The sequence below is a fragment of the Psychromonas sp. genome, assembly GCF_047632955.1.
Lineage (GTDB): Bacteria > Pseudomonadota > Gammaproteobacteria > Enterobacterales > Psychromonadaceae > Psychromonas.
The window spans coordinates 110,104-134,589 of record NZ_JBLIED010000006.1 but is presented as its reverse complement, the minus strand read 5'-3'; the positions used below and the strand labels follow the sequence as shown (position 1 = coordinate 134,589).

General features: G+C 45.6%; 22 protein-coding genes and 1 pseudogene. 3 read left to right on the top strand and 20 right to left on the bottom strand.

The features are described 5' to 3' along the window. Positions 1-6: 6 nt before the first annotated feature. The 17 genes and pseudogenes from ACJAZP_RS06615 to ACJAZP_RS06535 all read right to left on the bottom strand — a co-directional run bounded on the left by ACJAZP_RS06615 (position 7) and on the right by ACJAZP_RS06535 (position 16,771). Complete coding sequence (locus tag ACJAZP_RS06615) at positions 7-2,832, bottom strand: baseplate J/gp47 family protein (RefSeq protein WP_415229950.1); 2,826 nt, start codon at positions 2,830-2,832, stop codon at positions 7-9. After that, complete coding sequence (locus ACJAZP_RS06610; RefSeq protein ID WP_415229949.1) at positions 2,829-4,073, bottom strand: hypothetical protein; 1,245 nt, start codon at positions 4,071-4,073, stop codon at positions 2,829-2,831. The genes ACJAZP_RS06615 and ACJAZP_RS06610 overlap by 4 nt, the downstream gene beginning before the upstream one ends. Before the next feature lie 35 nt (positions 4,074-4,108). Continuing rightward, positions 4,109-4,513 carry a GPW/gp25 family protein gene (locus tag ACJAZP_RS06605; protein ID WP_415229948.1) on the bottom strand — a complete coding sequence of 135 codons (405 nt, stop codon included), beginning with the start codon at positions 4,511-4,513 and terminating at the stop codon, positions 4,109-4,111. A 1-nt stretch (position 4,514) separates the two neighbouring features. After that, positions 4,515-5,342 carry a phage baseplate assembly protein V gene (locus tag ACJAZP_RS06600; RefSeq protein WP_415229947.1) on the bottom strand — a complete coding sequence of 276 codons (828 nt, stop codon included), beginning with the start codon at positions 5,340-5,342 and terminating at the stop codon, positions 4,515-4,517. Then, entirely contained in the window at positions 5,342-6,478 is a 1,137-nt protein-coding gene (locus ACJAZP_RS06595; RefSeq protein WP_415229946.1) for a hypothetical protein, read from the bottom strand. The genes ACJAZP_RS06600 and ACJAZP_RS06595 overlap by 1 nt, the downstream gene beginning before the upstream one ends. Further along, a complete protein-coding gene (locus tag ACJAZP_RS06590; protein WP_415229945.1) occupies positions 6,478-6,813 on the bottom strand; it encodes a hypothetical protein in 336 nt (111 codons plus the stop codon). Before ACJAZP_RS06590 ends, ACJAZP_RS06595 begins: the two co-directional genes overlap by 1 nt. Before the next feature lie 9 nt (positions 6,814-6,822). Beyond that, on the bottom strand, positions 6,823-7,455 hold the full coding sequence (locus ACJAZP_RS06585) for a hypothetical protein (protein ID WP_415229944.1): 633 nt from the start codon (positions 7,453-7,455) through the stop codon (positions 6,823-6,825). Further along, the gene (locus ACJAZP_RS06580; protein WP_415229943.1) at positions 7,452-7,712 is read right to left on the bottom strand and encodes a hypothetical protein; all 261 of its coding nucleotides are present in this window, start codon (positions 7,710-7,712) and stop codon (positions 7,452-7,454) included. The genes ACJAZP_RS06585 and ACJAZP_RS06580 overlap by 4 nt, the downstream gene beginning before the upstream one ends. Positions 7,713-7,754: 42 nt before the next feature. After that, complete coding sequence (locus ACJAZP_RS06575; protein WP_415229942.1) at positions 7,755-9,101, bottom strand: ATP-binding protein; 1,347 nt, start codon at positions 9,099-9,101, stop codon at positions 7,755-7,757. Then, positions 9,101-10,282 (bottom strand): Pvc16 family protein, encoded by a 1,182-nt coding sequence (locus ACJAZP_RS06570; protein WP_415229941.1) that lies wholly within the window; start codon positions 10,280-10,282, stop codon positions 9,101-9,103. Before ACJAZP_RS06570 ends, ACJAZP_RS06575 begins: the two co-directional genes overlap by 1 nt. A 1-nt stretch (position 10,283) precedes the next feature. After that, on the bottom strand, positions 10,284-11,075 hold the full coding sequence (locus ACJAZP_RS06565) for a hypothetical protein (RefSeq protein WP_415229940.1): 792 nt from the start codon (positions 11,073-11,075) through the stop codon (positions 10,284-10,286). Continuing rightward, positions 11,072-11,941 carry a hypothetical protein gene (locus ACJAZP_RS06560; RefSeq protein ID WP_415229939.1) on the bottom strand — a complete coding sequence of 290 codons (870 nt, stop codon included), beginning with the start codon at positions 11,939-11,941 and terminating at the stop codon, positions 11,072-11,074. The genes ACJAZP_RS06565 and ACJAZP_RS06560 overlap by 4 nt, the downstream gene beginning before the upstream one ends. A gap of 3 nt (positions 11,942-11,944) precedes the next feature. Then, positions 11,945-12,454: a phage tail protein gene (locus ACJAZP_RS06555; RefSeq protein ID WP_415229938.1), complete on the bottom strand. Its 510-nt coding sequence runs from the start codon at positions 12,452-12,454 to the stop codon at positions 11,945-11,947. A 43-nt stretch (positions 12,455-12,497) separates the two neighbouring features. Beyond that, on the bottom strand, positions 12,498-14,006 hold the full coding sequence (locus ACJAZP_RS06550; RefSeq protein WP_415229937.1) for a phage tail sheath family protein: 1,509 nt from the start codon (positions 14,004-14,006) through the stop codon (positions 12,498-12,500). 517 nt (positions 14,007-14,523) lie between these two features. After that, positions 14,524-14,779, bottom strand: a pseudogene (locus ACJAZP_RS06545) (hypothetical protein); the annotation flags it as partial. Between the two features lie 679 nt (positions 14,780-15,458). Further along, positions 15,459-16,085 (bottom strand): GerMN domain-containing protein, encoded by a 627-nt coding sequence (locus ACJAZP_RS06540; protein WP_415229936.1) that lies wholly within the window; start codon positions 16,083-16,085, stop codon positions 15,459-15,461. Beyond that, complete coding sequence (locus tag ACJAZP_RS06535; RefSeq protein ID WP_415229935.1) at positions 16,082-16,771, bottom strand: N-acetylmuramoyl-L-alanine amidase; 690 nt, start codon at positions 16,769-16,771, stop codon at positions 16,082-16,084. The genes ACJAZP_RS06540 and ACJAZP_RS06535 overlap by 4 nt, the downstream gene beginning before the upstream one ends. Positions 16,772-16,923: 152 nt before the next feature. Between ACJAZP_RS06535 and ACJAZP_RS06530 the strand changes: the two genes are divergently transcribed. Both ACJAZP_RS06530 and ACJAZP_RS06525 read left to right on the top strand, forming a co-directional pair. After that, positions 16,924-17,244: an alpha amylase C-terminal domain-containing protein gene (locus ACJAZP_RS06530; protein WP_415229957.1), complete on the top strand. Its 321-nt coding sequence runs from the start codon at positions 16,924-16,926 to the stop codon at positions 17,242-17,244. A 1,032-nt stretch (positions 17,245-18,276) separates the two neighbouring features. Continuing rightward, the gene (locus ACJAZP_RS06525) at positions 18,277-19,674 is read left to right on the top strand and encodes an MFS transporter (RefSeq protein ID WP_415229934.1); all 1,398 of its coding nucleotides are present in this window, start codon (positions 18,277-18,279) and stop codon (positions 19,672-19,674) included. Positions 19,675-19,985: 311 nt separating this feature from the next. Here ACJAZP_RS06525 and ACJAZP_RS06520 read toward each other — a convergent pair whose 3' ends face one another. Genes ACJAZP_RS06520 through apt form a run of 3 tightly spaced genes read right to left on the bottom strand, consistent with a single transcriptional unit; the run spans position 19,986 to position 23,245 of the window. Further along, a complete protein-coding gene (locus ACJAZP_RS06520; RefSeq protein WP_415229933.1) occupies positions 19,986-20,315 on the bottom strand; it encodes a YbaB/EbfC family nucleoid-associated protein in 330 nt (109 codons plus the stop codon). A gap of 45 nt (positions 20,316-20,360) precedes the next feature. Beyond that, a complete protein-coding gene (dnaX, locus tag ACJAZP_RS06515; protein WP_415229932.1) occupies positions 20,361-22,694 on the bottom strand; it encodes a DNA polymerase III subunit gamma/tau in 2,334 nt (777 codons plus the stop codon). Between the two features lie 5 nt (positions 22,695-22,699). Continuing rightward, positions 22,700-23,245: an adenine phosphoribosyltransferase gene (gene apt / locus ACJAZP_RS06510; RefSeq protein WP_415229931.1), complete on the bottom strand. Its 546-nt coding sequence runs from the start codon at positions 23,243-23,245 to the stop codon at positions 22,700-22,702. A gap of 268 nt (positions 23,246-23,513) precedes the next feature. Here apt and ACJAZP_RS06505 point away from each other — a divergent pair, with 268 nt between their 5' ends. Beyond that, positions 23,514-24,458, top strand: a complete 945-nt coding sequence (locus ACJAZP_RS06505) for a tRNA-dihydrouridine synthase (RefSeq protein ID WP_415229930.1) — start codon at positions 23,514-23,516, stop codon at positions 24,456-24,458. Positions 24,459-24,486: the final 28 nt, after the last annotated feature.

Here is a 24,486-nt window from a genome sequence, read left to right as displayed (position 1 = left end):
ATTCTCCTAAATCTGATAAGGCTGACTGAGGATCTGCAGCGGATAACTCTCCACATCAAGAAACAGCAGTTGAAAAGGTTTAATGCTCACCTTGCGGATCAACCCGTCATCCCCTCTATGCAGTAGCGGCGCAGCAGCTTCCATTGTCCTATAAGGCGTATCCATTATTGTACAAGTCGCGTTTTCCACGCCTTCAACCTGTTCTAATAATGCAGTCACGTCACTGCGTAGCAGCCCTTGGCCGAGCGCTCTATTTTTTATCTTCAGACTCTCCTGAAGATGTTCAGCGACAGCCTGCTCAACCTGTTTTTTGTCAAAGGCCTGCTCATTCACCATAATATTCAACTGCAGATGTATCTGTACTGGGCTGTAGGAGATAACCGACAGCGGCGTTCCCGGAACGCCATGACTGGCTAAATAATTTTCAATGAGAACGGCTGTTTCAGAGCCGCTGCTAAAGACTTCGCCTCCTGAGGCGACCACCACCACTTCAACCAATGAACGGGCTGGTCTGTCGGGCATTTTTTCAAATGCACGCGCCTGCCACAACATGCTGTGACGGGCAGCTAAATGACTGTAATCATCAATAGATACTGCTCTGTCGAGTGTCAATACAGTGGCAGGGGCATTTTCTCGCAGCGATTCAGAAGTCTCTTTATCAGCCCCTCCGCCGCTGTTGAGCGGCGCACTAAAAGCTTCTATTAAAGGATGGGGCCGCAGTATTTTGTGCAGAGCACCCGCTACTAAATTGCCCTCTTCACCATAACCATCGCGGTAAATAACCCGGATATTATCAATGCCAGAGGGCAGTCTGCGCCCGTGTTTACCATCCCCGAAACAGACACTGAGTTTATTATCCTCATTAACTTTAACCTGGTAATGACTGTCTTCGGGAGCTGCTAGTGATAATCTTTCAACCTGCAGCCAACTTCGTTGACCGACAAACAGATTTAGATCAGCACGCACCCCAGTGCTGAATGCCGCATCACTTATCCAGGAAATACTCTCTGAACTCAGCTCAAAACACTGCTTACTTTTAGACGCATCACCGCTGCCGACGATTTTTACAGGCTGGGTTTCTCCGTGCGCGGCTTTAACCGCATTACCATGAATAATAGTATTGTTACGCGTAAAACCAACGGCCGACGGATCTAGATGAAATGGTGGAGAGAGATACAGCAGGGATATGCCGTCAGGGGAGAGTGCTTTATCTTTGAGCTTTACAACAAAAGAGCGCTGCTTCGATGAGATGATAAGCTTCTGTCCAAGAGGCAAACTATCAGTAGCAGACAGATCATCTAACGGCAGCACTGTCTGCACAGCACTGCTTTCATCACACCAAGCATGTAGCGTATTTTCATTAAAATCTTTCGCTTTCAGAGCGCGTTTGAATGCGCCTCGAAGCTGCGATACTGTGCCTGACAAACCGCTGAGATTAACCGTATACCATGCTTCATCTGTTCTGATATTGCTTATTTTATAGGCTTCAACAGTCGTTCCTGATTCAACTAATGCCCAGCTGCCGGTTTTAATGTCCGGTGCTTTGCCGGGAAAACTAATCTCAGTCAGCCTTATCTGCTTAATAGAGCCAGCAGATGATTGATCCGGATAATATAAGTCTCCGGCAGTAATTGAAGGCTCATAGCGAAAATTGACACCGTCTAACGGTTTTCCTTCAAAAACTGCGTCTTTTACATTGAGTTCACTGTCTACAAAAAACTCAGGATCAGCAGCAAACTCTACTGGTAATACGAAAACATCATTATTAGCATCAAGTTTAGGGATGTGCTGTTTTTTTAAAAGCCGCGCGCGGAAAATCGCCCCGTTAACATCCTGATCGCGTAAGGCGATTTGAAATTCGATATGTTTCTGTGCATTACGCAGAACCCGCTGAGCAGCCCATTGACCGTTACTCTTTATAAAGACAATCTCTTGTTCTGCTGTACTTACCTCCTCAAAAACCAATGCACTATTCTCCCCGTTTGCCAACGGCGAAGAGACAAAATCCGCCTGCAGATACAGAGTGACACTATGTGCGGGCTCATTTATTAAACCGTTTTGCGATAAAACTTCAAGGTCGAGGTAACTGTCGACATCTTCATTCATATTGACCGCGGTAACCCGCACTGAGCACGCACTGTGTTCTCCTGCCAACACCCCCATCTCCCCGATATTAATGTCTTCTGACGGCTCAGGCAGGAAAAAACGAACCTTATTTTCCGAGAGCACGAGGTAGGGTAAAGAGATATTTTTATCCCAGTCATGGAGGTGCAGCGCATTAACTAAACTGCTTCCTTCGAGTTTCTCCATCGTCTCAAAAATAACCGTCGATTGCCCGGCAGCCGGTTTGTTTTTTACTGCAAAACCTTTATCAACGACGCCCGTACTGTTTTCTTTAAAAATTAAGGCAATAGTCGTTTCTGCCGAGGCAGGTGGAGACGGCCGGTAATCAAGCATGGCAGTCAGTTTGCGCAGATTATCCCACTCCAGCGCAGTAGAAATGTAACCTTCATTGGCATAGGCATTGATATATTCACCTAAAATATGGGTGCTCCGCGAAAAGCTTCTCAATATCTCCCATGCATAATCCCTGCGCTGATCATAATATTGCGCGGCCAGGCGTTTTCTATTTTGCAGGCGCGATTCATTCGCCAATTCAGGAAAGCGCTCGATCAGCTCTTTCCACTGCACTTCACCGTCCTGTTGAAATTCTTCTGCCAACTGCTGTCTAAGTGTTTCAAGAAAAATGATCGCGTTACCGTCGAGATAGCGAAACTCACTCAAACCAGCACGATTCCAGCGGCTTAAATCAATTTTTTTATTCAGTCTCATCCCGGTTTACCTCCATGCAGTGTAATACTGAGTCTGCCCCGCTGCGGTTTTTGCGGATCATTTTCCAGTACAGCAGCTTCAAAACCCTGCAGCACAATGCGCCCGCTACCGGACTGATCTGCATAAATACTGCCGACCCGTTTAATGCGGTTGATACAGACAGATTCGACGCCATCAAGCAGAGTTAACAGCTCGATAATATTACTGCTGACAATGTCCTCGCCAAAGCGAGTATTACCGGGGGCAAAAAAACCATCATTCTGATCAATTAACACTTCACTTACCGCATCTCGTATTTCTGTTCGGTAAAAATCACCTTTAATGCCTATCGACACAGCTAATACGATCCCGACCAGCAGCGCATTTTCCAACAGCACTTCTTGACCGACCATGCGCTGCTGTTTGATTATCTGCTGCAGGATGAAACGGCTGCTGCGCCCCTCAATATCCGCAACATCAGCTATCTCCATCCGCTGATAATAATCCGCCATCTGCTCGTTAAAAATCTCTACAGCCTGCTCTTGATCAAGCTCACCGGCAGTCACCAGGGTTTCGCTTAACTTATCGTCAAGCTGCAGATTAGCGATTAACCTCACTACCACATAATGGGTGTTCCAGGAGCCTGTCCATTTCATATAAGCATCGACATCAGCGACCAGCGGATGAGTCAATAACTGATCGCGGTAATCCTGCAGGGTCACCATGCGCAGCTGCTGGTGAATGGAAAGCGGGCCGGCCAATTTTGCTTCTTCCATCAAGTGCGGATAATAACTCCACAACTTTTCCAGTGTCTGGTTGTCATGGCGCTGATTTTCAGCTGCTGTACTGCCGTTAAGTCGACGGCTTACCCTCTCCAGCAGCTTGCTGTCGGTATGAAGTAAAGGGTTATAACCTATCATCTGCAGCAGACGGCGAACCGTATCAGGTCTCCTGGCCGTCTCTAAAAAAGATTCCGCCTGAATGCGGTCATTCATATCCGAGAGTTGATCCAGCACCACGGAAAGGCTTTCTACCAGCAGTACTTCCATATCCGCTGGAGTCCAGCTGCGGCGCTCTGGAAAACGTGCGCTCAGCTCTTCGAGCATAAACAAACGAAAGCCGTCGTAGTCGCGTACATCCCAGTCAAAGTCATCACCGATTTCAGGCAGAGGGGCAGGCAAAACGGCCCGTCGAGCACCGCAGTCTCCGCAGCCCTCAAAGTCTTCAATAAATTGTAAATCGAGCTCGGGTTTATCTGCCACGTTCCTCTCCCCTATCTACCTGCTATTGCAAACTGTTACTTTCCGCCGCCGTTAAGCAGAAATTCAAGATTCTCGGTATGCGCTAGCGCCGCCATCTGATAACTGATTATGATTTTCAGTTTTTCATTTTCACCCTCTACCTTTACCGATAAGGTTTCCGGCAGCACCTCACCTTTCAACGCTTCCGCCAGAGATGCTAATAAACGTTTTTTAACCAGCTCCCACATCACTTGATGGTTCGGTTCAAACACCAGAGCAACGGCGCCGATACCAAACTCCGGCCGGTACCAGCGTTCGCCGGGATTGGTAAACAGAATTTGTTCTATCTGCTCACGCACATGCCGTGCGCGACTACTCACCGTCGAACCTGATGCCTCAATGCGCAAAGGGAAACTCATATAATCCCGGTTATTGAGCTGTGTTCTTGTTACCTTTTCCATATTATTTCACCATCCCGGTTGTGCTTAGCGTACTGAACTCACCCTGCGGTATCGGTGGAGATGAGGGCGAACCCGGCGCAGTACAGGTGTGCATATGGGTGGCAAATAAACTCAGAAAACTCTGTCCTTTGATCAGCGGCTCTCCACCCGCACCACCTACATTCACCACACTGCCTTTAATGGTTACGGCTGCGCTGCTGCTGATCTTTACTCCGCCGCCTTCCATGACAATTTTATTGCCGTTACGGTCGGTGACCGTGGTACCCGATGCGTTGGTTAACATGCTGTTGCCATGGCTATCGGTAATTTCAATAAAAGGTTTTTCACCCGCGGTCATCACCAGCGTTGCTCCTGCTCCGTCCGTCAGCTGCACTGTCCCTGCAGGGTTAATCAGCAGCTCGGCTTTACTAGGGTGAAACAAACGGATCTGCTCTTCACCCTTGGTATCGTCAAAGGAAAGAATTTGACCAGAAGGGGTTTTAAGCTGGCGCATATGCGGCGACCTGTCGGCAGCCTCTTTCGGTGCATCTCCTTTCTTCTTCCAGGTCGTGCCCGTCCAGATCGGATGATTAAGATCCCCTGCTTCAAACTCCACCCACAACTCAGCGCCTTTTTCCGGCACCACAAACAAGCCCTGATCCGCCAGCCCGCCGAAGGGCAGGCAGGGCTCAGCCCAATGGCTCTCTACTTGACTGTCCAATATCGTGGAAACAGTCAATTTCACTCGAGCACGATTTTCCGGATCGTTATTATCAACCACCTCGCCCCGATACTTGCCGTAATGTTTTTCCTGCGATTGGGTGATTAATTTTTCCACTACAGATTCCATTACAGTATCCCCGCTAAAATATGAATTTCGCTACTACTTTCATCACCCGCAGCACCATTACGTATTATTTCAAAATCAACAAAATAGCCGTATGCATTAAAAGTATGTTTAGTAAAATCGACATACCATTTTCCGTCGTTATGCCCGGAGCCGCCCACTTCCACCATATTGCCCGGCAGCAGCAACGCCCCGTAGGCGGTGCCGTCTAACTTTCCACTTGCCTGAAGCTTGAAGGCATTTTCATTCGCTTGCGCCTGGGCGTTTTGCGACGCTTGGCTTTCTTTTACTGAATCCTGTGGCGGTAGGCACCATTCAAAGGCTTCAAGCCCACGGTCATTAGAATCGGCACTGCGGCTGCCGAATAACTGCAGCTGTGGTTGTGTGGTCTGCATATTATCCTCCCCCTCTTTAACCGGCGCAGTAGAAAAACGCACACGGTCAGGTTTATAGCCATCGAAACTGACATTAAAACTCAGGCAGTTAGTCTCCCTGCCCGCCCTAATCATCAGCTTGGGCAGAGCACTCTTCGAAGCGGCCTGCACATTACCGAAAGTTAAACAACGTTCGCCATTTTCAAGATCGCGCAGATACCATTCATAATGACTACCGGCCAGTGCCCGAATAAAACGAAAATCAGTGACATTCTGGTGGGTATTAGGCAGCGGCAGCACAGATAAATCCGTTTTCAAGGTTAACCCATAGGGCCGGATCACTTCGCGGATAATATCCAGACCATCACGGCCCTCATCCCAGGTAACACGGCGGCAGCTTCTATCCATAGCTGCGTAAATATCCTGACATATCACAGTCACCGTGCCAATATTGCCCGACTGGCCAGTTTCGGTATTTATCTCTTTGATATAACCGCTGAATAAGGGCTGCTCACTGTCACCAAATACCACAATAATTTCTATTTTCGACCAGGTGCGAAGCTGCTCACTCTCTTCCATGGGCCAGCTGGCGCCGTCTCTCAAGACTGAAAATATTAAAGTTGCTTGGCCGCTGCCGCGACGTGTTAAATCAACAACGGTAGTCTGCAGATTCTGGTAAAAATCAGAAAACTCTCGGCCCGCTATTTTGATGATGCATTCGCCCATATCCCGGCCTGCACCACCTAGCAGAGATGCAATACCCATTATTTAACCTCTCGAGCAGCAGGCACAGCAATCACATCGCCATAGATATCCTGTTCTGAGATTTTGTCCTGCTCTGCTGTTTCCGGCGGGTGGATAAAATCGCTGCCGAGCAGATCAAAACCGTAAAAAAAAGCGGGGTTAGCATCCATAATGCGCCACCAGCGGCGGTTCTTTTTATAATAATCATTGGCCAGATGATCCAGCCTGTCCGTATGCAGCAGCGTATGTTCAACCAGTCCCGGCGGAGAAGTGAGTTTTCGTTCTCGATAACCGGCAAAGTGTTTATCTTCACTAAAGGGACGGGAATTTTCATATCTTGAGCCTTTTAAACGCATCATTTTTCCTTAAAACGGTAAGGGAACATTAAGCGAATTTGCAGCCGACAAGATCATGCGCTGCACCTGTTCCACTTGATAAAACGGGTTATTACTCTCTAAAACCTGCAGACTAATAGCGGCTTTTGCTCGATAGGGGGCCAGCAGCGGCAGGTGCGCCTGCTCTTCAATATTTAAGCTGGTCATAAATACCGGCAAAATATGGGTGCCCCAGACAAACAGCAGCACAGACAAATGCTCATCTCGTTCGTGAGCGTGCGCCGAATTACCCGCCAGAGAAGACATCATCTGAAATGCACTCGGACCATTAATTTTCGGCTCCAGCATACTGCGCAGCGTGGCAATCTCAGGCTCAACCCCGGAAACTTTAGCCACCTGATGCATAATATGACTGCTATCGCTGAGCTTATCCGTGGCATCGAGTAAAATATCAAAACTAATCATTTCCGCCGTCGCAGAGGCGGCCTGACCAATACGATTACTTTCCGACGAAGTTACAAAATCAATAATCGGCAGCGCGTTGCTATCGAAGGTTACGCTTCTACTGCGTGTCACCGATTCAGGATTAAATTCAAACTCCAGAGCCAGCGGCGGCAGACTTAATGTATATTCAATGAGCATCCCCTTTGCAGTTTTTATCATCTACGGTCTCCTCTTGAGGGATTTGTAGACTTGCCCGTTGCCTCATTCAACCGTTCAGACAGCTGCTGATTCACTCTGGCTGCCACGCCTGAAAAATGCCCCTGTGCTTTTATTCGTATCTCTTGGCTGCTGCTTAACTGTGCAGAGTGAAGCTGGATCTGCTCAGACACTTTACGGGCAAGATAAACAGGATCACCCTGCCAGCCGCTGCTGAGGTGAATATTTAAACTGTCGATATTGACCTGCTTGTTAGCCATGCCAGCACCCCTCTGAAAAACAAATTTAACTACCTAGTGCGGTTAGTCACTGCCGATAATGCCCGGTGGCAGGTACAACGCCAGTTGCCGCAACTCGTTAACTCGGGTTTTACCTTCACTTTTCTGCAACACCCGCCACACGCCGACACTGATATGACGCATGGCGACATTTTTTTGTTCGTCCGCCGCCAGAATCGCCGCATGCATAGCCGCGTTACGTATTTCACCGCCCGACAGGGCGACCGCCTCGGCCGTCAGCGGCAGATCTAAATCATCGTCCAAAGGCGCTTTGACAGGAAGCAGTGCTTTCCACAAAGCAAGCCGCTCTTTTACTCCCGGGCGGGCAAAAGTCACCACAAAATGAAAGCGCCTCTGAAAGGCCAGATCTATTTGTTTGCTTAAATTAGTGGTCAGAATACAAGGCCCTTGATGCTGCTCAATACGTGATAACAGATGGCTGACCTCCATATTGGCATAGCGGTCACGGGCATCTTTAATCTCACCCCGCTTGCCCATCAACGCATCCACTTCATCAAATTGCAGAAGCAGTTTCTGTCCTTGGGCCGCATCAAATAGCGCATTGAGGTTCTTTTCTGTTTCACCTATGTATTTACTGATTAACGCCCCCAGATCGACACGGAATAACGACCAGCCAAGCGCATTAGCCAAAACACTGGCGGCAAAGGTTTTACCTGTCCCTGACGGACCGCAGAACAGGGCTATCGGTCCACCCGCACTACGTCCAGCCCACTCATTTTCTACCTGCTCGCGATGCGCTATCCACATTAAAAATTCCTGCAGCATACGCAGCTGAGCGGCCGGAATGATAAGATCCTGCCAGTTCACATCACTGACAATGCGCACCGCACCGGGAATTTGCAGCAAAGCGCGACGCCCAGTTATGACCTGCATAACAGCTGTATGCGGGGTTAACTGCATCATCGGCCCTTCCCCCTGCACCATTATCAAGCCGCGTGAAAGCAGTTCTCCCTGCTGGTCGGTCAGCTGTTGCGCTAACTGATAATCTGCTTCGCTAAGGGCCAACAAACGATACAAAAAAGCCAATGTTGGACTGCTTCGGCTGCTCTGCTGCAGATCTTGAAACAGCAAAGCGACACTGGGGTTTACGGTTGGCGCATACACTGCTGCTAACAGGTCCAGCGCTAAACTTGGCAGATTGTGAACTGGCAGTTTATCCCAGCACCCTTGACTGCCGCGAAGCAATGTCACTTGCTGCTGCTGATATTCGAGCTGTTTAAGCTGCGCTTCGCTGATATTTTTTGCGGAGCGGCTGTCTAACAGGCACTGCGATAAAATTTCAATACGTTTCCATTCATGGGATAACCCTTGATCCGGGATCATATCCACGTTATCGGCGGCCGCATCCATTACACAATTGCTCGAGTAATAGTGATCAGCACAGGATTACTGCGAATACGTACCGCCAGATCGTCCGGCCCGACATCCGCCCAGTCATTATTCACGGCGTCAAATTTGATATAACGCTCTGCAAACAGCTGCACTTGCCAGCTGTTCTGGGCTGCGTCAATATCTGTCCAATGTGCCTGCCGCAGCACAAACGCCGCAGCACCGGCTGCCGGTGCAGGATCAGGAAGCGCAGCCATATCAAGCAGATCCGTATCGGCGCTGATATTGGCAACGGCACTGATGTCATGCCAACTCCCAGCACTATTAGCAGTGTCTGGGTTTTGTAGTAGTTGCCCGACTAAGGTCAGATCGCTGTTTTTTGTTGTGTCCCCGGCAATCCAGATCTCTATCGCCGGGAAGGTGCTGAAATCAGCCAGTCCGGCTGGACCGTTCGGCACTTCAAAATGTAAACTGAGATTAGCTTTTCTGTCTCCGGCTAAGCCGCTGAGCATGACAATGGCCGGCGCCCATTGTGAATTATCACTGTTTACTGTAATAGATTCGGCAACCGGGTAACGCGTTTCCCGATCAGCAGGCCAAGGCATATGGGTATTTTCCATTGAGGCATTGGCCTGCAAGCCTATGGAAGCAACCCGAGCAGCCTGCGGCGCGATTTCTTCTGGAATAATCGGCGCAAGAGCAATTTCATAGACAATCGACGGACGGTAGATAGTGTCCCCTTGAGACGACCAAATCTGATTGATCTGTTCATCGTTAAACGGGCGCGCTATAAACTGTAGGTGCCATTTCTGATCATCGTCCCCATTGATCAACATAACGGGCTGCTCCTGAAACAAACGCATCACTTGCGACAGCATGCACAATTCATTAAAGCCGACTGAAAAATCCAGACTGCTGTCGTCTCCAGTCCCCTCATCGATACCGAAAGCGGTGATCACACACAGCACCTTCATCCACTGAACATCTCCAGGTAGGGCGTTTGCGGCAAATGCAAAAGGCTCAAAACGATAAAAAAACAAATTCAGGGTATTTTTACTTTGGGCGGTAGCTAGATTAACGCCGGGCGCACCGATGGTAACAGCAATATCCCAGTCACTAGGGCTGGTAACTTTACCGAGCGTGTTAATATGCTCACGAATAACATCGCAAATTCTAGCCAGCGGCGATACCGGTAATGTCATATCACAACCCCCTCAATCCGAATGAATTGGGAGATTTTGCAGGGCTTTGAACAGGGCTGTGTTTTACTTTTGCTGACCGGTCATCAATGACCACATTGACCTGCCCGATACGAACCTGGGGGATCTCTTCCGCCGCAGCATGTGCAGCCAGTAATGGAGAGGGGCGGCTGGTTTCATTTCCAATGGTAGAGTTTACAGGGGGATGATTTTCAATTAACTGCTGTGCGATATTAAAAACGGGCTCCGCCTGAATGCGCTGTGCAGTATGTTGAGGTTTAAGGTCGGCATTTTCATTTAAAGTGCTGACATCTTCGTGAGTCACAGAGCCGCGCTGATCAAGTGAATTGGTCACGACAGGGCCGCTTAGCGAAGATAGTGCAGGCTTCGCATCTGTTTTATTATCGAGCAGTAAATCACCACCGTTTTTCTTTTGTGTCAATGGCTTATCCGTGGTTGCATTAATCTGATTCTGCCTATTATTAATTTCTTCTGCGTTTCCCGGCAGTAACTTCTCTAACAGATCTTTTTTAATGGAATTTACGGGATCAGCTGCTGCTTGCGGTTTATCAAGCGCCGTAAACCCTGTTTCTAGCTTTCCCGCCCCCCTGGTGGAATTCAACTGTTGCAGTTTTTGCTGCGGCTCATCGTTAACATGTTCCGGTGTATCTGTTAATGGATATCGCAGCTCAGATTGAACGGCAGCGGTTGAAGTTTCAATTTGTGAAGACGAAAACTCCGCAGCCCGTTTCGCGGGCTGCAGGCAATGGTTTATAAATGCGGACAGAAATTTCATATACCGCCCCTTGAAACATCACTATGGTCAACATCACCACGACCCTTAAATAAATTTCTTTCTATCAGCGTGACATACTGTGATCGGCGTTTCTTCGGCAGCGAGAGGATCTCTTTTTCTGACCAATGATAATAAAATGCAAGAGTATGTATTTGCTCATCCAAGCTGCTGTTTTCATGAATTATCCACTCATAATTATCAATCGACTGTAGCTGTTCTGTTAGGCAGTAGGGACAGGTAATATTCACGGAGCGGCTAATTTGCGGACTCATTTGATCCAGCACTCGGTCAATCATCAGCAGGTCAGAGGTTGTTAATCTGTCGTAGGCTATAGCTTGATCGAGGCAATTTTCATCACCTAAGGTCAGCAGCCGTTTCAGCAGCATCGACATGGCGGAATCATGATCTTCGCAATTATCAGCTAGCGCTTCCTCATCGGTGCCGATCGGCACACGCATCTGCGCATCACAAAAACTTAACTTAAGCGCTGTTTGCGGGTATTTTTCACCAGCAGACTTTACAGGAAGCGCGGCAGCATCAATCTGAAACTGTACCGGTTGGTCACACTCAGCACATCGGCGGGTGATCCACCGAGGATCAGGCTCAAGCAAAGAGTGCAAATAAAGAATTAGAAATTCCCTATCACCAGAGCTTAGCATTCTGATCATTTTTTTAGTGACCCGCTGTCCGGCAACGTTGTCCAATGCGTAGGCCAATATATTGGTAACCTGACGCGCCAGACTATGCATACCTAACCCACTTTCAGCGATTTCACGCTCAAGCATTCCGGTGATCGGCGCAAACTCAAAACTTCGATGAAGCTCACCATCAAGCAACAGGCCGCCCGGCAGTTGTGATGAATTCATGGTTTAGGTCTCCGACGGTTCACTAACTGCAGAGTCACGTTCCCAGCCTTCATGTTGCAGCGTCAAAGTTTGAATACCCATGGTATTCATACTGTTCGAATCTAATTCCGGCAGCGCCTGGTATTCCGATACCCAGGCCCGCAGCAGTTTATAGGAGATGGCCACCTGTCCCTGTAAATTAAGCACATTGATAACAATATCTTTACGGTAATTGAGCAGTGAAACGCCGCCGTCCCCCTCGATGTTATTGACCAGATTTGCCCACTGTTCAAACACCGGATCGTGCGTTAAACCCTGCTCTAGTGTGACTGCCTCGTAGGAGGTGCCGCCCGGGATCACTCTCTGATGTGACGGATCGCCGGCAGAGCGCCATTTAACCTGCTCGGTGGTTTTTTTCAACGCGCCCATTTTCTGTAGACCAGCGACCGCTCGTCCGTCGATAAGACACTGAAATTTAAATGTTCTATAAGGGTCAAAACGATGTGCATTGGCCGAAAAAGTTGGAGCCGGCATGATCTTCTCCTTAGTAAAGTTGATGCTAAAAATTATATTTAGGTTATTCTTCGCCTACTTTCTGCTGAATCCTGACTATCACAAATTCCGCAGGTTTAAGCGCGGCAAAACCCACAAGAGCAATCACCTGTCCACGGTCAATATCCGCCTGCGTCATAGTGTCTCCCAAACCGCAGCGGACAAAATACGCATCACTCGATTTTTGTCCTTGGAATGCCCCAGCGCGGTACAGACCGTTCATAAATGCGCCGATATTAGCGCGCAGGGAGCTCCAAAGTGGCACATCATTGGGCTCAAAAACCGCCCATTGAATACCGTTATAAATACTTTCTTCAATGAATATTGCGGTGCGACGAACCGGGATGTAACGCCACTCTGGATCGGCTTTGGTAGCCAGCGAGCGTGCCCCCCAGATAACAGAGCCGTAATTGGGGAATTTTCGAATACAGTTAACACCGAGTGGATTAAGCTGGTCCTGTTCCAGGTTTTCCACCTGAAACTGCAGAGACGAAGCCCCGGTAATTTGAGCTTCAACACCAGCAGGTGCTTTCCAAACGCCGCGTTTTGCATCAATTTTTGCCCACATGCCGGCGGCAATTGCAGAAGGAGCGACATCAACACTGGCACTGACATCAGGATTTTTATCGGGATGAAAAAGGGGATTAGAGACGCCTACCCAAGGATAATAAAGTGCAGTGTAAGTTGAAGTAGGTAAAGCCATGGTTTCTACAGTGCCGGCATCAGCCAGTTCATGGCCATTTGGCACATCGATCAGCACGATGCGGTTTTTCATTTTATCGCAGTGCGCCCTTGTCTCACTGATAATGGCATTACCAGTGCCATCAGCTGCCCAAGTTTGTCCCGGCAGCACAATAATACTCACTACCCGGATTTTGCGCAGCGTATCAGCATAAAAACTCGCAAAATCAGCCGCCGCAGGGGAAGTTTGTGCCCCAACAACGTTATCCAGAGCATCGCCCTCAGAGCCAGTTAAATCAGGTATAGCAGCTATACCAGGCAATACAGGTATCTCCACGGTAACTGTCACATAGGCTGAAAAGCCATTGATGACGGTTTCGGCAAAGCTTTCAAGAGTCGCATCGAAAGTTACTTTTTCAAATGACTCTAACGAATAAAAAGTACCGCTGCTGTTCCGTGTCCCCACGGCCATATCAAAGTCAGAGGCACTAACACGACTAATTTTTATAAACAGAAAAGTTGACCACGGACCGTCACCGAGGGCAGAGACAATCATGGCGCCAAAAAGCCCTTCACCGGTAACCGATGCCGTAGATAGCGGGCAGATATAGGCTGCCCCACCGCCGTTGCGATAATATGCCTGAACGGATAACCCCATGGCATCATCGGTAGTGAGTATCGGGCCGAACAGATCTGTGTAATCTGTAACGCTTCCGATCAATACAGGATCGTGTGTACTGTTGCGCTGCGTAATACCAACAAAAGCAGTGGTTGATGTAGCAACACCTTCGATGGGTCTGGAGCCGCTGGCTATCTCCTCTACATATACCCCCGGGTGTAGATAACTTGCCATGGTCTTTCTCCTATTGTATTCGCAGAACTACCGCAATAGCTGCTAACATTTGTAATCTGTATTTGAAGTACAACGCATTACAAATTACTACGAGTATAAGTAGAATAAACATCACTTTTCATAAGATATAAGGTATATTTTAGCTCGAATTTTAAATTTTACCTCTTTTACATATCAATGGAAGAACCCTTGTCAGACACTCCTCGCCTATTACTCAACTATTTTTCACAAAATTCAAAATAGAAACAAGCGCCTCCGCTATTGTTCAAAGCAGCTCTGCAGATTAGTTTTGTTTATGATGATGAACGTGTGTTTATTTAAATAGACTTATCAGAAGAAGTGCAAGATTTTAACGATTTCGTCATTTTTATTTAAGTGTCTGAATATTTTTTTTATCACTACTGAACGCTCATTAGACACTGCCCTGCGGTGAAGCATTAGCTGTACAAATCGACTTTCCGGCTTATTTCCCCCATGCTTGCATGCTCTTAACTACACCATCGCTTTCTTTTTTAGTCTTGTTGGGAGAGATATCTGCTCTGTGTTTACTGTTTGACGAAAAAACACCGTGACCTATTGATCTGGAATAAATTAAGTCAACCAACGGTTGTCCATAGGATGAAAAATAAGGATTATGCTCATCTAAACCTGGTTAGGTTTACTCGGGGTTTAGGTACTATGGCAGCCAAACATGCGATAAAATCCAGCGGTTCAAAGATCACATGGACGTTTCCATCACGATCGGGTGTTTTAAGTAGGTAACCAATTTGCCCGTAGTAAGTGCGCCTTGTGATCGAATGTTCTCCAGTATTTAAGTCAGTGTTCAGTGGCATGCGGCGACCAACCGAACAGCACAAAGACACATCGGAATCAGGTGATATTACTATGACCAGAAACGGCATGGCTTGAGGATGCTCTCTGCAACAGCTTTGTGCACTTGGCATGGGAATGAATTACTGGAGTTAAAGTTCCCGGTATGTGGTTCTGAATTAAGTCTTTTGTTTAGCATGAAGTAGTGAAAAATGACAAGAGCATCATCATTAAGTGGTGTTTGGAGAAAGCCGGATAGTAAAACGGTAGGCCGACGAATAGAAACGTCAGATAAGAGCGAGCCTGCAGTAACTCAGTACAACATATTTAAGCCGTTGGATCAGGAGATATGGTAATGGACGCGTTCGTATCGAGGAAAATCATGTTCTCACTCTGGACCTGTTTCATGAACTTGGAAAAACGGCAGCACAGACGATGGCGTTAGCAGTTATGAGAGAATCGGCAGAGACCATAAGAAGTGCAGCACGTGACTGGTAAACGGAAAAGTCGAGAAGATTCACAACACTGAAGGCCAAATATGCAAAACTAAGAATATAATGCGCATTATTGGAAAGTGGCTACACGCTCGGACTTTGAAAAATAACAGAAGAATATTCTTTTAGCAGCTTGTTGAATTTTTTCCTACCACTTCATGAAGGGAGTCGGGTCGCAATTGTCGTTGGTTTGATCGCACTCGAAATCCATCCAGTCGTAGAAGACTCTTGGCTGTCCCTCGATTGCGAATAGGATCCGCTCAATGGTCGGAAACTGCTCCAGAGTTCTCTGGATTTGTGTGAAAAACTCCGCACTCCCACAACTGGAAGTGGCGCCCGTAAGTTCCTGACGTCTGTCATGCAGGTCGATGTACGCAATTCCAGCTTTGATCTTCAGTCGTTTCAACAGCCCTGCAGTGCGTACCGAAAAATAGGATCGATAGCCTTGGGAACGCTCCTCAGCGGTAGGCCCTTTAAACAAAGCCTCAAGTGCGGCGGCAGCTCCATTGGTGGTCGACGGGGATGATCTCGAAACCGCGAATACCGCATCGCATACCATCGAGCGATTGGCAAAATCGTCGTTATTAAAATAGACGTTGAATCGGCTGAAGGGTTTACCTTCATGGGGTGACTGGGGGTCAGCACAACCGCCTATCGCAACCAGGACGAGGATGACAGCGAACAGACAATAAAACGTCTTTGAGACCCTGGTAGATAGAAGACACTTTGCCCGTCCGCTCACAAAGCACCACTCAGTTGCGATATACCCCTTCATTCTGGGATGTTCAATAAACCGCGTTGGGGATCCCAAACGACTAGGGCATCCACGTCCACCTCGGTCTCGAACACAACTTTGTCGTCGTGAATCACACGGATTGTTCTGGCCATGCCGATCCTATCAATAGCCTCCAACATAACCGCAGCTTTGTCCAGGACCTTCTCAGCATAGTCTGCCTCGCTACCGCCACCTGCGAGATCAGCTCCGCGATCGTTCGCATTGCTTTCCTTGTACTTGTGACCAACGCTGAAGGCTATCAGCCCGCCATTCGGGAAAAACCGTTGAATGCTCTCGACAAGGATTCGTGCCAGATCGGTTTGCCCTCTCTCGCTACGGATAATATCCGCATGCTGAGGATTGCTCGCGAACAGTGGCTCAAGCAGGATGGCCGGCATTTTGGTATGCTTCAAGTTGCCGTCACCGCGGCCGTTCCAACCACCGACCAGTATGCCGCTATCGCCCGCAACCTGAGTTCCGAAAAATGTGGCGACTGCCTTGGCGTACCAACGACCCCAGTTCTTGCTCGTGGGCGATGCATTAGAACCCGTCACGACAACCGCGTAGCTGGCGGTGTTGGAAGAACTGCTGTTAAAGTGATGTTCGACATAGGCGACTGCCTTATCGGTGTTTGCCTTACTTTGACGTGTTGCGTAATTGCCCTTGTAAAAATTAACCTTGTACATGCATGACCTCCTATAAAACCTCATAAGAGGATAGGTAGAATAAACGTCATTTTTCATTAGATCTAAAAATACTTTAGTTCATAACTTAATATTTACATCTTTTTCATAATAATGAAGCTACGAAATTCAGATATTTATCTCTTAGCACCAATATTTTTCACACGCACAATGATGAACGCTTAATTGCTTTTCAACGCTGGATTGCAAATGTCGGCGAAGACCTTGTTGTAGTAGTGTCTTTGAATGAAAACGCCAGGTATCATTATAAACTTGGTTTTCCAAGCGCAGGTTCTTGGAAAGAAATATTTAATAGTGATGCCTATGATAATGAAGCTCATTCTCCAGTTGGAATTTACGGTCATATTGAAGCACACTGGAATTGCCATGATGAGCTACCAACCTCGGCTTCAATCAACATACCACCAAACGGTTTTATAATTTTTCCGGATAAACAACCTTATGATAAAAGCTAAGTAGATTTTGGTTAATCTAAATTTAAGGGTTGATCCTTCGTCCGACCATATTATTTTTTAAATAGCGATAATCAACCCGCGCCTCCCCGAGCGATCCAAATACATTAAAAAATTGAATGAACATCCTAAGGTGTTATCTACTCTTGCAACATAAAAAAGTAACACGTAAATTTTCCCACAATAATATGAGTTGTCTGCGGATTCATTGGACGACTTTCAGTCGGTATTTTTTAGGTGGTATGTTCAAAGTAAGTGATTCACCTGTATATAAGCACCTATACCGGCTATAGCCTTTGATTTTACTGGGGTGTAAAGGAAGGTGGTATTGGTGGTATAGATATTTTTCATTTTTTAACAAGCAGTCCTGTTAAAGTAAAAATCAATGAATGATGTGGATAAAAACAGCTGATGGTTATCGACAAAATAATTTACTTAATGCACTTATTCTTTGAATCTAAGACATAGCCGAAAAACAGGCTTTGGTTTAATTCCATTGCAGGGTATTTGATCTCATCTAACAAGAAATATGCATTGTTTATTCCCTATTAGAAATAATCATATTAAAACCTCTTACCTGACCAGCTAATAAATCTGTACCTCAAATTATGACTCCTCTCTAAAGCAGTACCACAGCCAGTACTTATCAAAAAATAAAAATCAATAACTTACAATACAATTCCCCCCTTTTCCGTCGGAAATTTTATTTAAACGGCGCTCATAATCCGTTAAACAATGGCGATTGCTACAAAAGCAGCTTGATGTCATTGCTTAAGCGACAGCGAGTTACACTGAGGTCACGTAGTACTAGCTGTCAGACTTGAGTCCCTTGTTGAACTTTTAATAAAAAGTGATCATACGCAAAAACGTGAACAAGATTCATATTTACATTAATTTAGCGCGCTACAATAACAGCAATAGAAAACAGGGATGTTTGATTAGGGTTTGTTTACAGAAAAGAGCGAATCGACATTGGACGTGCCTGAGTTCATATACTGAATATAAAAATTATCAGAATCAATAGGGCGAGATTACATGAACCAAGTAGAGAAACTTCCAGGAAGCAAGCAATTCGCTTATTCGATTGGCCAACTTGGCTGGTCGATACTGATCAATATTGTCAATCTACAATTGGTTTACTTTTATATTCCACCTGCCGATTCCGGTTTAAAGTCATTTATTCCACAAATGGTTTTTTTAGTTGTATTAAATACATTAACCCTATTAGCGGCTAGTGGTCGTTTATTTGACGCTATTACAGATCCTTGGATTGCCAATTTAAGTGACAATTGGAAAAGCGACAAAGGTCGTAGAATTCCATTTTTAAAAGCCGGCGCTTTTCCTGCGGCTTTATTTTGTGTTTTAATTTTTATTCCCATCAGTCAAGATGCAGGTTGGATAAATGTGGCTTGGTTGTTCTTCACTCAAATATTGTTTTATCTGTTTTTAACCGTTTATGTCACCCCTTATTTCGCTTTAATACCGGAATTGGGACACACTTCCAATGAAAAACTAAACTTATCCACTTGGATTTCAATCACCTATGCATTGGGGATTGTCGTTGCTTCGCAAGTTCCAGTCTTTGCTGGAGTCTTTAAGGATCTCCTAGGCATATCCGATCCGATACAATTGACTCAAATAGCCATCGCTTTTGTAGCTTTTCTGGCAATGCTCTGCATGATGGTGCCGGTCATTTTCATTGATGAGAAAAAGTACTGCAGGAGTATTCCTAGTGACGTTCCACTTATGGAAGCTGTAAAACGAACATTCGAGAATCAAAATTTTATTTATTATGTAGTGGCTGATTTCTCTTACTTTATGGGATTAACCATTATGATGACCGGTTTGTTATATTACATTACTGTACTACTTGCATTACCTGGAAGCATGATGGCTTTGTTGTTACCCCTGATGGTCGTTATCTCTTTTTTGTTTTACCCCATTGTCAATCTGCTTGCTAAAAAGACTGGTAAAAAAATTCTTATCGTCATCTCTTTTTTATTCATGAGCATCATTTTTCTTATGAATTATTTTCTCGGTAATCTGCCAATTCCTAACGATACTCAAGCTTACCTGCTGATTATTTTTTATGCCATACCATTGGCCTTTGTTGGTATTTTACCCAATGCTGTATTGGCTGATATTGCCGAACACGATGCTCTGAAAACAGGTGTCAAACAAGAAGGAATGTATTTTGCTGCAAGAACCTTAATGCAGAAATTTGGGCAAACCTTTGGGGTATTGGTTTTTGCTATGCTAACCTCTTTAGGAAAGGATCAAGGTGATGATTTAGGCATTCGCTTGAGTGGCGTGGTCGGTTTTGTTTTATGTGCAACAGCGGGCCTGTATTTCATCAAATACAATGAGAAAAAGCTGCTCGCAGAAATTGAGGCAATGAAGAAAAAAGAGATAGCTCGAATTATGTGTGAGTAATTTGATCATTATAAAATAGAAGAAACTTAGATGCACTTGAGCTGTGCTAGTGTTCGGCAGTATTTTGAGGTTATGTATTTATACATGCGTATTTAGTTTATTAAAGCAATGCAAAAACGTTGCAGGAATGATGTTATAGCTATCGAGGCAAAGACTGCTCTTGGTCATTTTAACGAAACATCGTAAAAGGCAAAATAAAGGGGCTTAATCAGCCCGCTAATCTGGATCAGATGTACAGGGAACAACAGAAAGACTTGTCCCTGTGTCACCATCTACAACGATAAATCATCAGTGGTTTTTAATAAGAAGAACTAGAATGGCATTTTAAAACCAGGCGGTAATTCCATACCACCCGACACACCGCTCATTTTACTTTTATTGACTTCTTCAACACGGCGGACCGCATCATTCATTGCCGCCGCAATAAGATCTTCAAGCATCTCTTTATCGTCTTCCATCAGGCTCGCATCAATGTCAACTTTACGAACATTGTGATTGCCCAGCAGTGTGATTTTAACCAAACCTGCACCAGATTCACCAATCACTTCTGTATTGGCAATTTCAGCTTGTGCTTTTTTCATATTGTCCTGCATCTCTTGGGCTTTTTTCATTAAATCACCCATGCCTTCTTTATTAAACATCTCTATTCTCTTTTTGGTAGATTAACGTAAAAATATAATATCAGATTATAGCGGTATGATGCTATTTTCATAGACCTTGGCACCGTATTCACTGACAAAAGTTAGAATGTTTTGATCTTCTTTAATCGCTATTTTTGCATTATCCAAACAGCTTTGATAAATAACCAGTTCCGACTCAACGGCGGTTAACTTGCCGGTGACATGGCCAACTTCTATATACATACTCATTTTAGCCCCAAAATGAGTTTTTAATTGTGTTTCTAATTGGGTGCATAATTGATTGTTATTAAGTAAGTGTTGTTGTTCAGGTTTTAAGGTCAATACAATTTGCTGATCAACTATTTTCATGACGCTATTTTTGGCTAATAATTTAACTAAACCGACTAACTGCATTTTCTGAATAGCTAATGCCCAGGGATCGGTTATTTTATCTTCCACAAATTTGCTTTGATCAATTTCAGCTTGTTCGATGTCTTCATTAATAAAGATATTATCCGCCAAGCTAGCGCCACTTTTATCTATTGCAGCAACAGCAGACTGACTTTGAGTTGTCTTATTGTGCAGGTCATTTTCCGGTGCGCGACTTTCAGCATAATCAGCACTGAAAGTTTGACTGAAATCATCATCGGGCTGTTCCTGATAGTCACTGTGTGGTGCGAACTGATCCTGTTGATAGGATTCAAGGGGAATCATCTCCCCATCGTCTCGACCACTTTTCGCTGTTGCTAATCTATTATCCGTATTCGCAATGTGAGAATCCACTGGCGGTTGAAGTTCTGGCGTACTGTGCATCTCTTTGGCACTGTACATCTCTTTAGCAATCTGCGGCTTATCAGCTTTTAAATTTTCTTTATTTTCCACCCCGGATGCGACAACTGAGGCTGTTTGATCATTGGTTGTCGCCTGGTGCTTTTTTGCCTCTTCCCGTTTTAATCTATGACTGCGCAACATATTTCGAGAGTTACCCTGCGTAGCAGGTGCTATTTTTTCAGCTGTCGGTGCAGCTTGATCCTGCTGCGGCGCTTGCTGCCTTGCAATTTCAGATGGCGCCAAAGGCGCGGGTGATTGCTGTATTGGTTCAATAGTGGGAGATGCAGGCTGAACGGCATCGGGTATAGGCTCTGTCTGCGGCGCTATTTGTGGCGCACCGCTATGTTGCTGCAAATTGTCTGTAACAGGAAGAGGTTGTGCTGTTTCTTCGGGTTTGAGCGATTGCGAAGGTGGTGCAATATGACTTTTTACCGCGTCGCTTACTGCCGGCTTATTCAGATTACCAAGTTGCTGCTCATCCAAACTGATATAATTTGCAGGTTTAAAGGCCAGCAAACGCATCACAGTCATCTCAAAAGCAATTTTACCATTAGGTGCAAAGGTGTAATCTTTATAGCCCTGTACGGCAATTTGATAATAAAGCTGTACCTCTTCAGGGCTTAAACGTTCGGCTAATAATTGTACTGCTGATTTTTGGGTTACATTTTGTTTAGGCTGCATCTGTAACAGAGCAATTTCATGACACAAACTGGCTAAGGTTTGGTGTAGCATGGCAAAATCGGCCCCCAGGTGCACAAATTCTTCTATTTTTTGAAAGACTTTTGGAACATTTCCGGAAGCAATAAAGTGCAGTAAATAATGCAGATGGTTGTTGTCAATAGAGCCGAGCATCTTTAATACGGACTGGTATTCAATATGACCGGAGCCAAAAGCGAGAGCCTGGTCAGTCAAGCTTAAGGCATCGCGCATACTGCCTTCTGCCGCCGTGGCAATAACAGTCAGAGCAGCATGTTCAAAGGTCGCCTGCTCCTGACCCAGAATATAAGCTAATTGCGTTTCAATTTCCTGCGGCAAAATTGTTTTTAAGTGAAATTGTAAGCAGCGTGATAATACCGTGATGGGTAATTTTTGCGGATCTGTGGTGGCTAATAAAAACTTCACATATTCAGGCGGTTCTTCTAATGTTTTCAGCAACGCATTAAAACTGTGCTTGGAAAGCATGTGTACTTCGTCAATAAGATAAACTTTATAACGCCCCTGCGCAGGTTTGTATTGCACATTATCAAGCATTTCACGCGTATCATCGACCTTGGTACGGGAAGCTGCGTCTATTTCTAATAGATCAACAAAACGCCCCTGGTCAATCGCCTGGCAGTTGACACATGTGCCGCAGGGAGTTGCCGTAACCCCCTTTTCACAATTAAGACTTTTTGCCAAAATGCGGGCAATGGTGGTTTTACCAACACCGCGGGTGCCACTAAACAGATAAGCATGGTGTAATTTATTTTGCGCCAAACTATTAGATAAAGCGGTCAACACATGTTGCTGGCCGACAACTTCCTGAAAATTACCTGGTCGCCATTTTCGTGCTAAAACTTGATAACTCACAAAAATTACTCGCCTTCAAATTCGACTAGAGAAAAATGCGGAACATTAAGTGCGTGCAGTTTTGCGGCGCCTTTTAATGCTGGCAGTTCAATCACAAAAACCGACTCAATAACAACCCCGCCGGAACGCTGAATTAATTTAACAGAGGCTTCTGCTGTGCCGCCCGTTGCTAAAAGGTCATCCACTAATAATACTCTTTCTCCCTCTTTAATCGCATCGCTGTGGATATGCAATGTGTCACTGCCATATTCAAGTTCATAATCTTCATGAACCGTGGTTCGGGGTAACTTGCCCGGTTTACGGACAGGGACAAAACCTGCCCCGATAGCGGCCGCTAAGGGAGCACCAAAAATAAAACCGCGCGCTTCGGTACCAACTACTTTGGCAATATTTTGATCTTTATAACGTGCGACTAATAAGTTAATGGTGGCAGAAAATGCAGGACCATTTTCAATCAGACTGGTGACATCACGAAATATAATACCCGGAATCGGATAATCTGGAATACTTTTTATACTATTTTTTATCTCTTCTAATACAGCTGATGTCATTATGTAAACTCTTTTTAAAAACCGATAGGCTAAGGGTAATTAGTTGTCTGGCTATGTGCAAGCATTGCTGGCATATATTCATCAATGTGAGTGAAAAACAGGGAATTTAGGACTGTTTTATTGTCTTTAATTGACCTACAACATTAAAAATTAAGATCTAGTTTTGTATTTGATGCGCTTTGTTTTAAGTATTGCGGAGATATCTTATTTATCACATAAATAATCAGACTCAGGTATACTGCCGCTTTTTCAATAAGAGACTGAGCAGATGCACATAACACTTGCCCCGATGGAGGGCGTAATGGATCACCATATGCGTCAATTATTAACGGCACTGGGCGGTTATGATCTGTGCATTACCGAATTTATTCGCGTCATTGACTTGCAGCTACCGGCAAGAGTATACCGCCGTCTTAGTCCGGAACTGTATAACGACAGTAAAACAGCCTCCGGCACCCCGGTACGCATTCAATTGTTAGGTCAAAATCCGCACTGTTTAGCACAGAATGCACATAAAGCCATCAGCATTGGCTCCGATGGTATTGATCTTAATTTTGGTTGTCCTGCAAAAACCGTTAATAAAAACAAAGGGGGTGCCGTTTTACTTAAATCACCGCAAACCCTGTATGAAATTGTCAGTGAGGTGCGTAAAGCGGTGCCCGCATTTCAGACGCTCAGTGTCAAAATACGACTGGGTTATGAAGATAAATCCTTGGCGGTTGAAAATGCACAGGCGATCGAGGCCGCCGGAGCCAATGAACTTACCGTGCATGCCCGCACTAAGTTGGAAGGTTACCGCCCCCCCGCCCACTGGCATTGGATAGCTAAAATCAAAGATGCAATTACTATTCCCGTGACAGCCAATGGTGATATTTTCTCTGTTGATGATGCCAAGCGTTGTATGGAGATAAGCGGTTGTGAAAGGTTAATGATCGGCCGGGGAGCTCTTGCAACACCCAACTTGGCGCAGGCGATTAAAGGCATTGAATCCCCTAATAGCTGGTCAGAGATTTTGAATATAGTGGAAAAATACCTGTTTATCCAAACCCACGGCGATCAGGAAAAATATTTACCCAGCCGCATTAAACAATGGTTAATGTTTATAAAATCACAACATCCGCAGGCAGCTGTTTTTCTGCAACAGGTGCGAACCATTAAAACAACCGGGGAAATGTTAGCGGCGATCAATCAAGAACAGTTAAGATTTAGATAATAAACACTGCTTTTTTAATGCAAAAAGC

Bases quoted from the DNA above. Each gene is read 5' to 3' on its own strand.
- ACJAZP_RS06615 (WP_415229950.1), bottom strand. From the start codon at position 2,832: ATGAGACTGAATAAAAAAATTGATTTAAGCCGCTGGAATCGTGCTGGT.
- ACJAZP_RS06605 (WP_415229948.1), bottom strand. From the start codon at position 4,513: ATGGAAAAGGTAACAAGAACACAGCTCAATAACCGGGATTATATGAGT.
- ACJAZP_RS06600 (WP_415229947.1), bottom strand. From the start codon at position 5,342: ATGGAATCTGTAGTGGAAAAATTAATCACCCAATCGCAGGAAAAACAT.
- ACJAZP_RS06595 (WP_415229946.1), bottom strand. From the start codon at position 6,478: ATGGGTATTGCATCTCTGCTAGGTGGTGCAGGCCGGGATATGGGCGAA.
- ACJAZP_RS06590 (WP_415229945.1), bottom strand. From the start codon at position 6,813: ATGCGTTTAAAAGGCTCAAGATATGAAAATTCCCGTCCCTTTAGTGAA.
- ACJAZP_RS06585 (WP_415229944.1), bottom strand. From the start codon at position 7,455: ATGATAAAAACTGCAAAGGGGATGCTCATTGAATATACATTAAGTCTG.
- ACJAZP_RS06580 (WP_415229943.1), bottom strand. From the start codon at position 7,712: ATGGCTAACAAGCAGGTCAATATCGACAGTTTAAATATTCACCTCAGC.
- ACJAZP_RS06575 (WP_415229942.1), bottom strand. From the start codon at position 9,101: ATGGATGCGGCCGCCGATAACGTGGATATGATCCCGGATCAAGGGTTA.
- ACJAZP_RS06570 (WP_415229941.1), bottom strand. From the start codon at position 10,282: ATGACATTACCGGTATCGCCGCTGGCTAGAATTTGCGATGTTATTCGT.
- ACJAZP_RS06565 (WP_415229940.1), bottom strand. From the start codon at position 11,075: ATGAAATTTCTGTCCGCATTTATAAACCATTGCCTGCAGCCCGCGAAA.
- ACJAZP_RS06560 (WP_415229939.1), bottom strand. From the start codon at position 11,941: ATGAATTCATCACAACTGCCGGGCGGCCTGTTGCTTGATGGTGAGCTT.
- ACJAZP_RS06555 (WP_415229938.1), bottom strand. From the start codon at position 12,454: ATGCCGGCTCCAACTTTTTCGGCCAATGCACATCGTTTTGACCCTTAT.
- ACJAZP_RS06550 (WP_415229937.1), bottom strand. From the start codon at position 14,006: ATGGCAAGTTATCTACACCCGGGGGTATATGTAGAGGAGATAGCCAGC.
- ACJAZP_RS06540 (WP_415229936.1), bottom strand. From the start codon at position 16,085: ATGAAGGGGTATATCGCAACTGAGTGGTGCTTTGTGAGCGGACGGGCA.
- ACJAZP_RS06535 (WP_415229935.1), bottom strand. From the start codon at position 16,771: ATGTACAAGGTTAATTTTTACAAGGGCAATTACGCAACACGTCAAAGT.
- ACJAZP_RS06525 (WP_415229934.1), top strand. From the start codon at position 18,277: ATGAACCAAGTAGAGAAACTTCCAGGAAGCAAGCAATTCGCTTATTCG.
- ACJAZP_RS06520 (WP_415229933.1), bottom strand. From the start codon at position 20,315: ATGTTTAATAAAGAAGGCATGGGTGATTTAATGAAAAAAGCCCAAGAG.
- apt (WP_415229931.1), bottom strand. From the start codon at position 23,245: ATGACATCAGCTGTATTAGAAGAGATAAAAAATAGTATAAAAAGTATT.
- ACJAZP_RS06505 (WP_415229930.1), top strand. From the start codon at position 23,514: ATGCACATAACACTTGCCCCGATGGAGGGCGTAATGGATCACCATATG.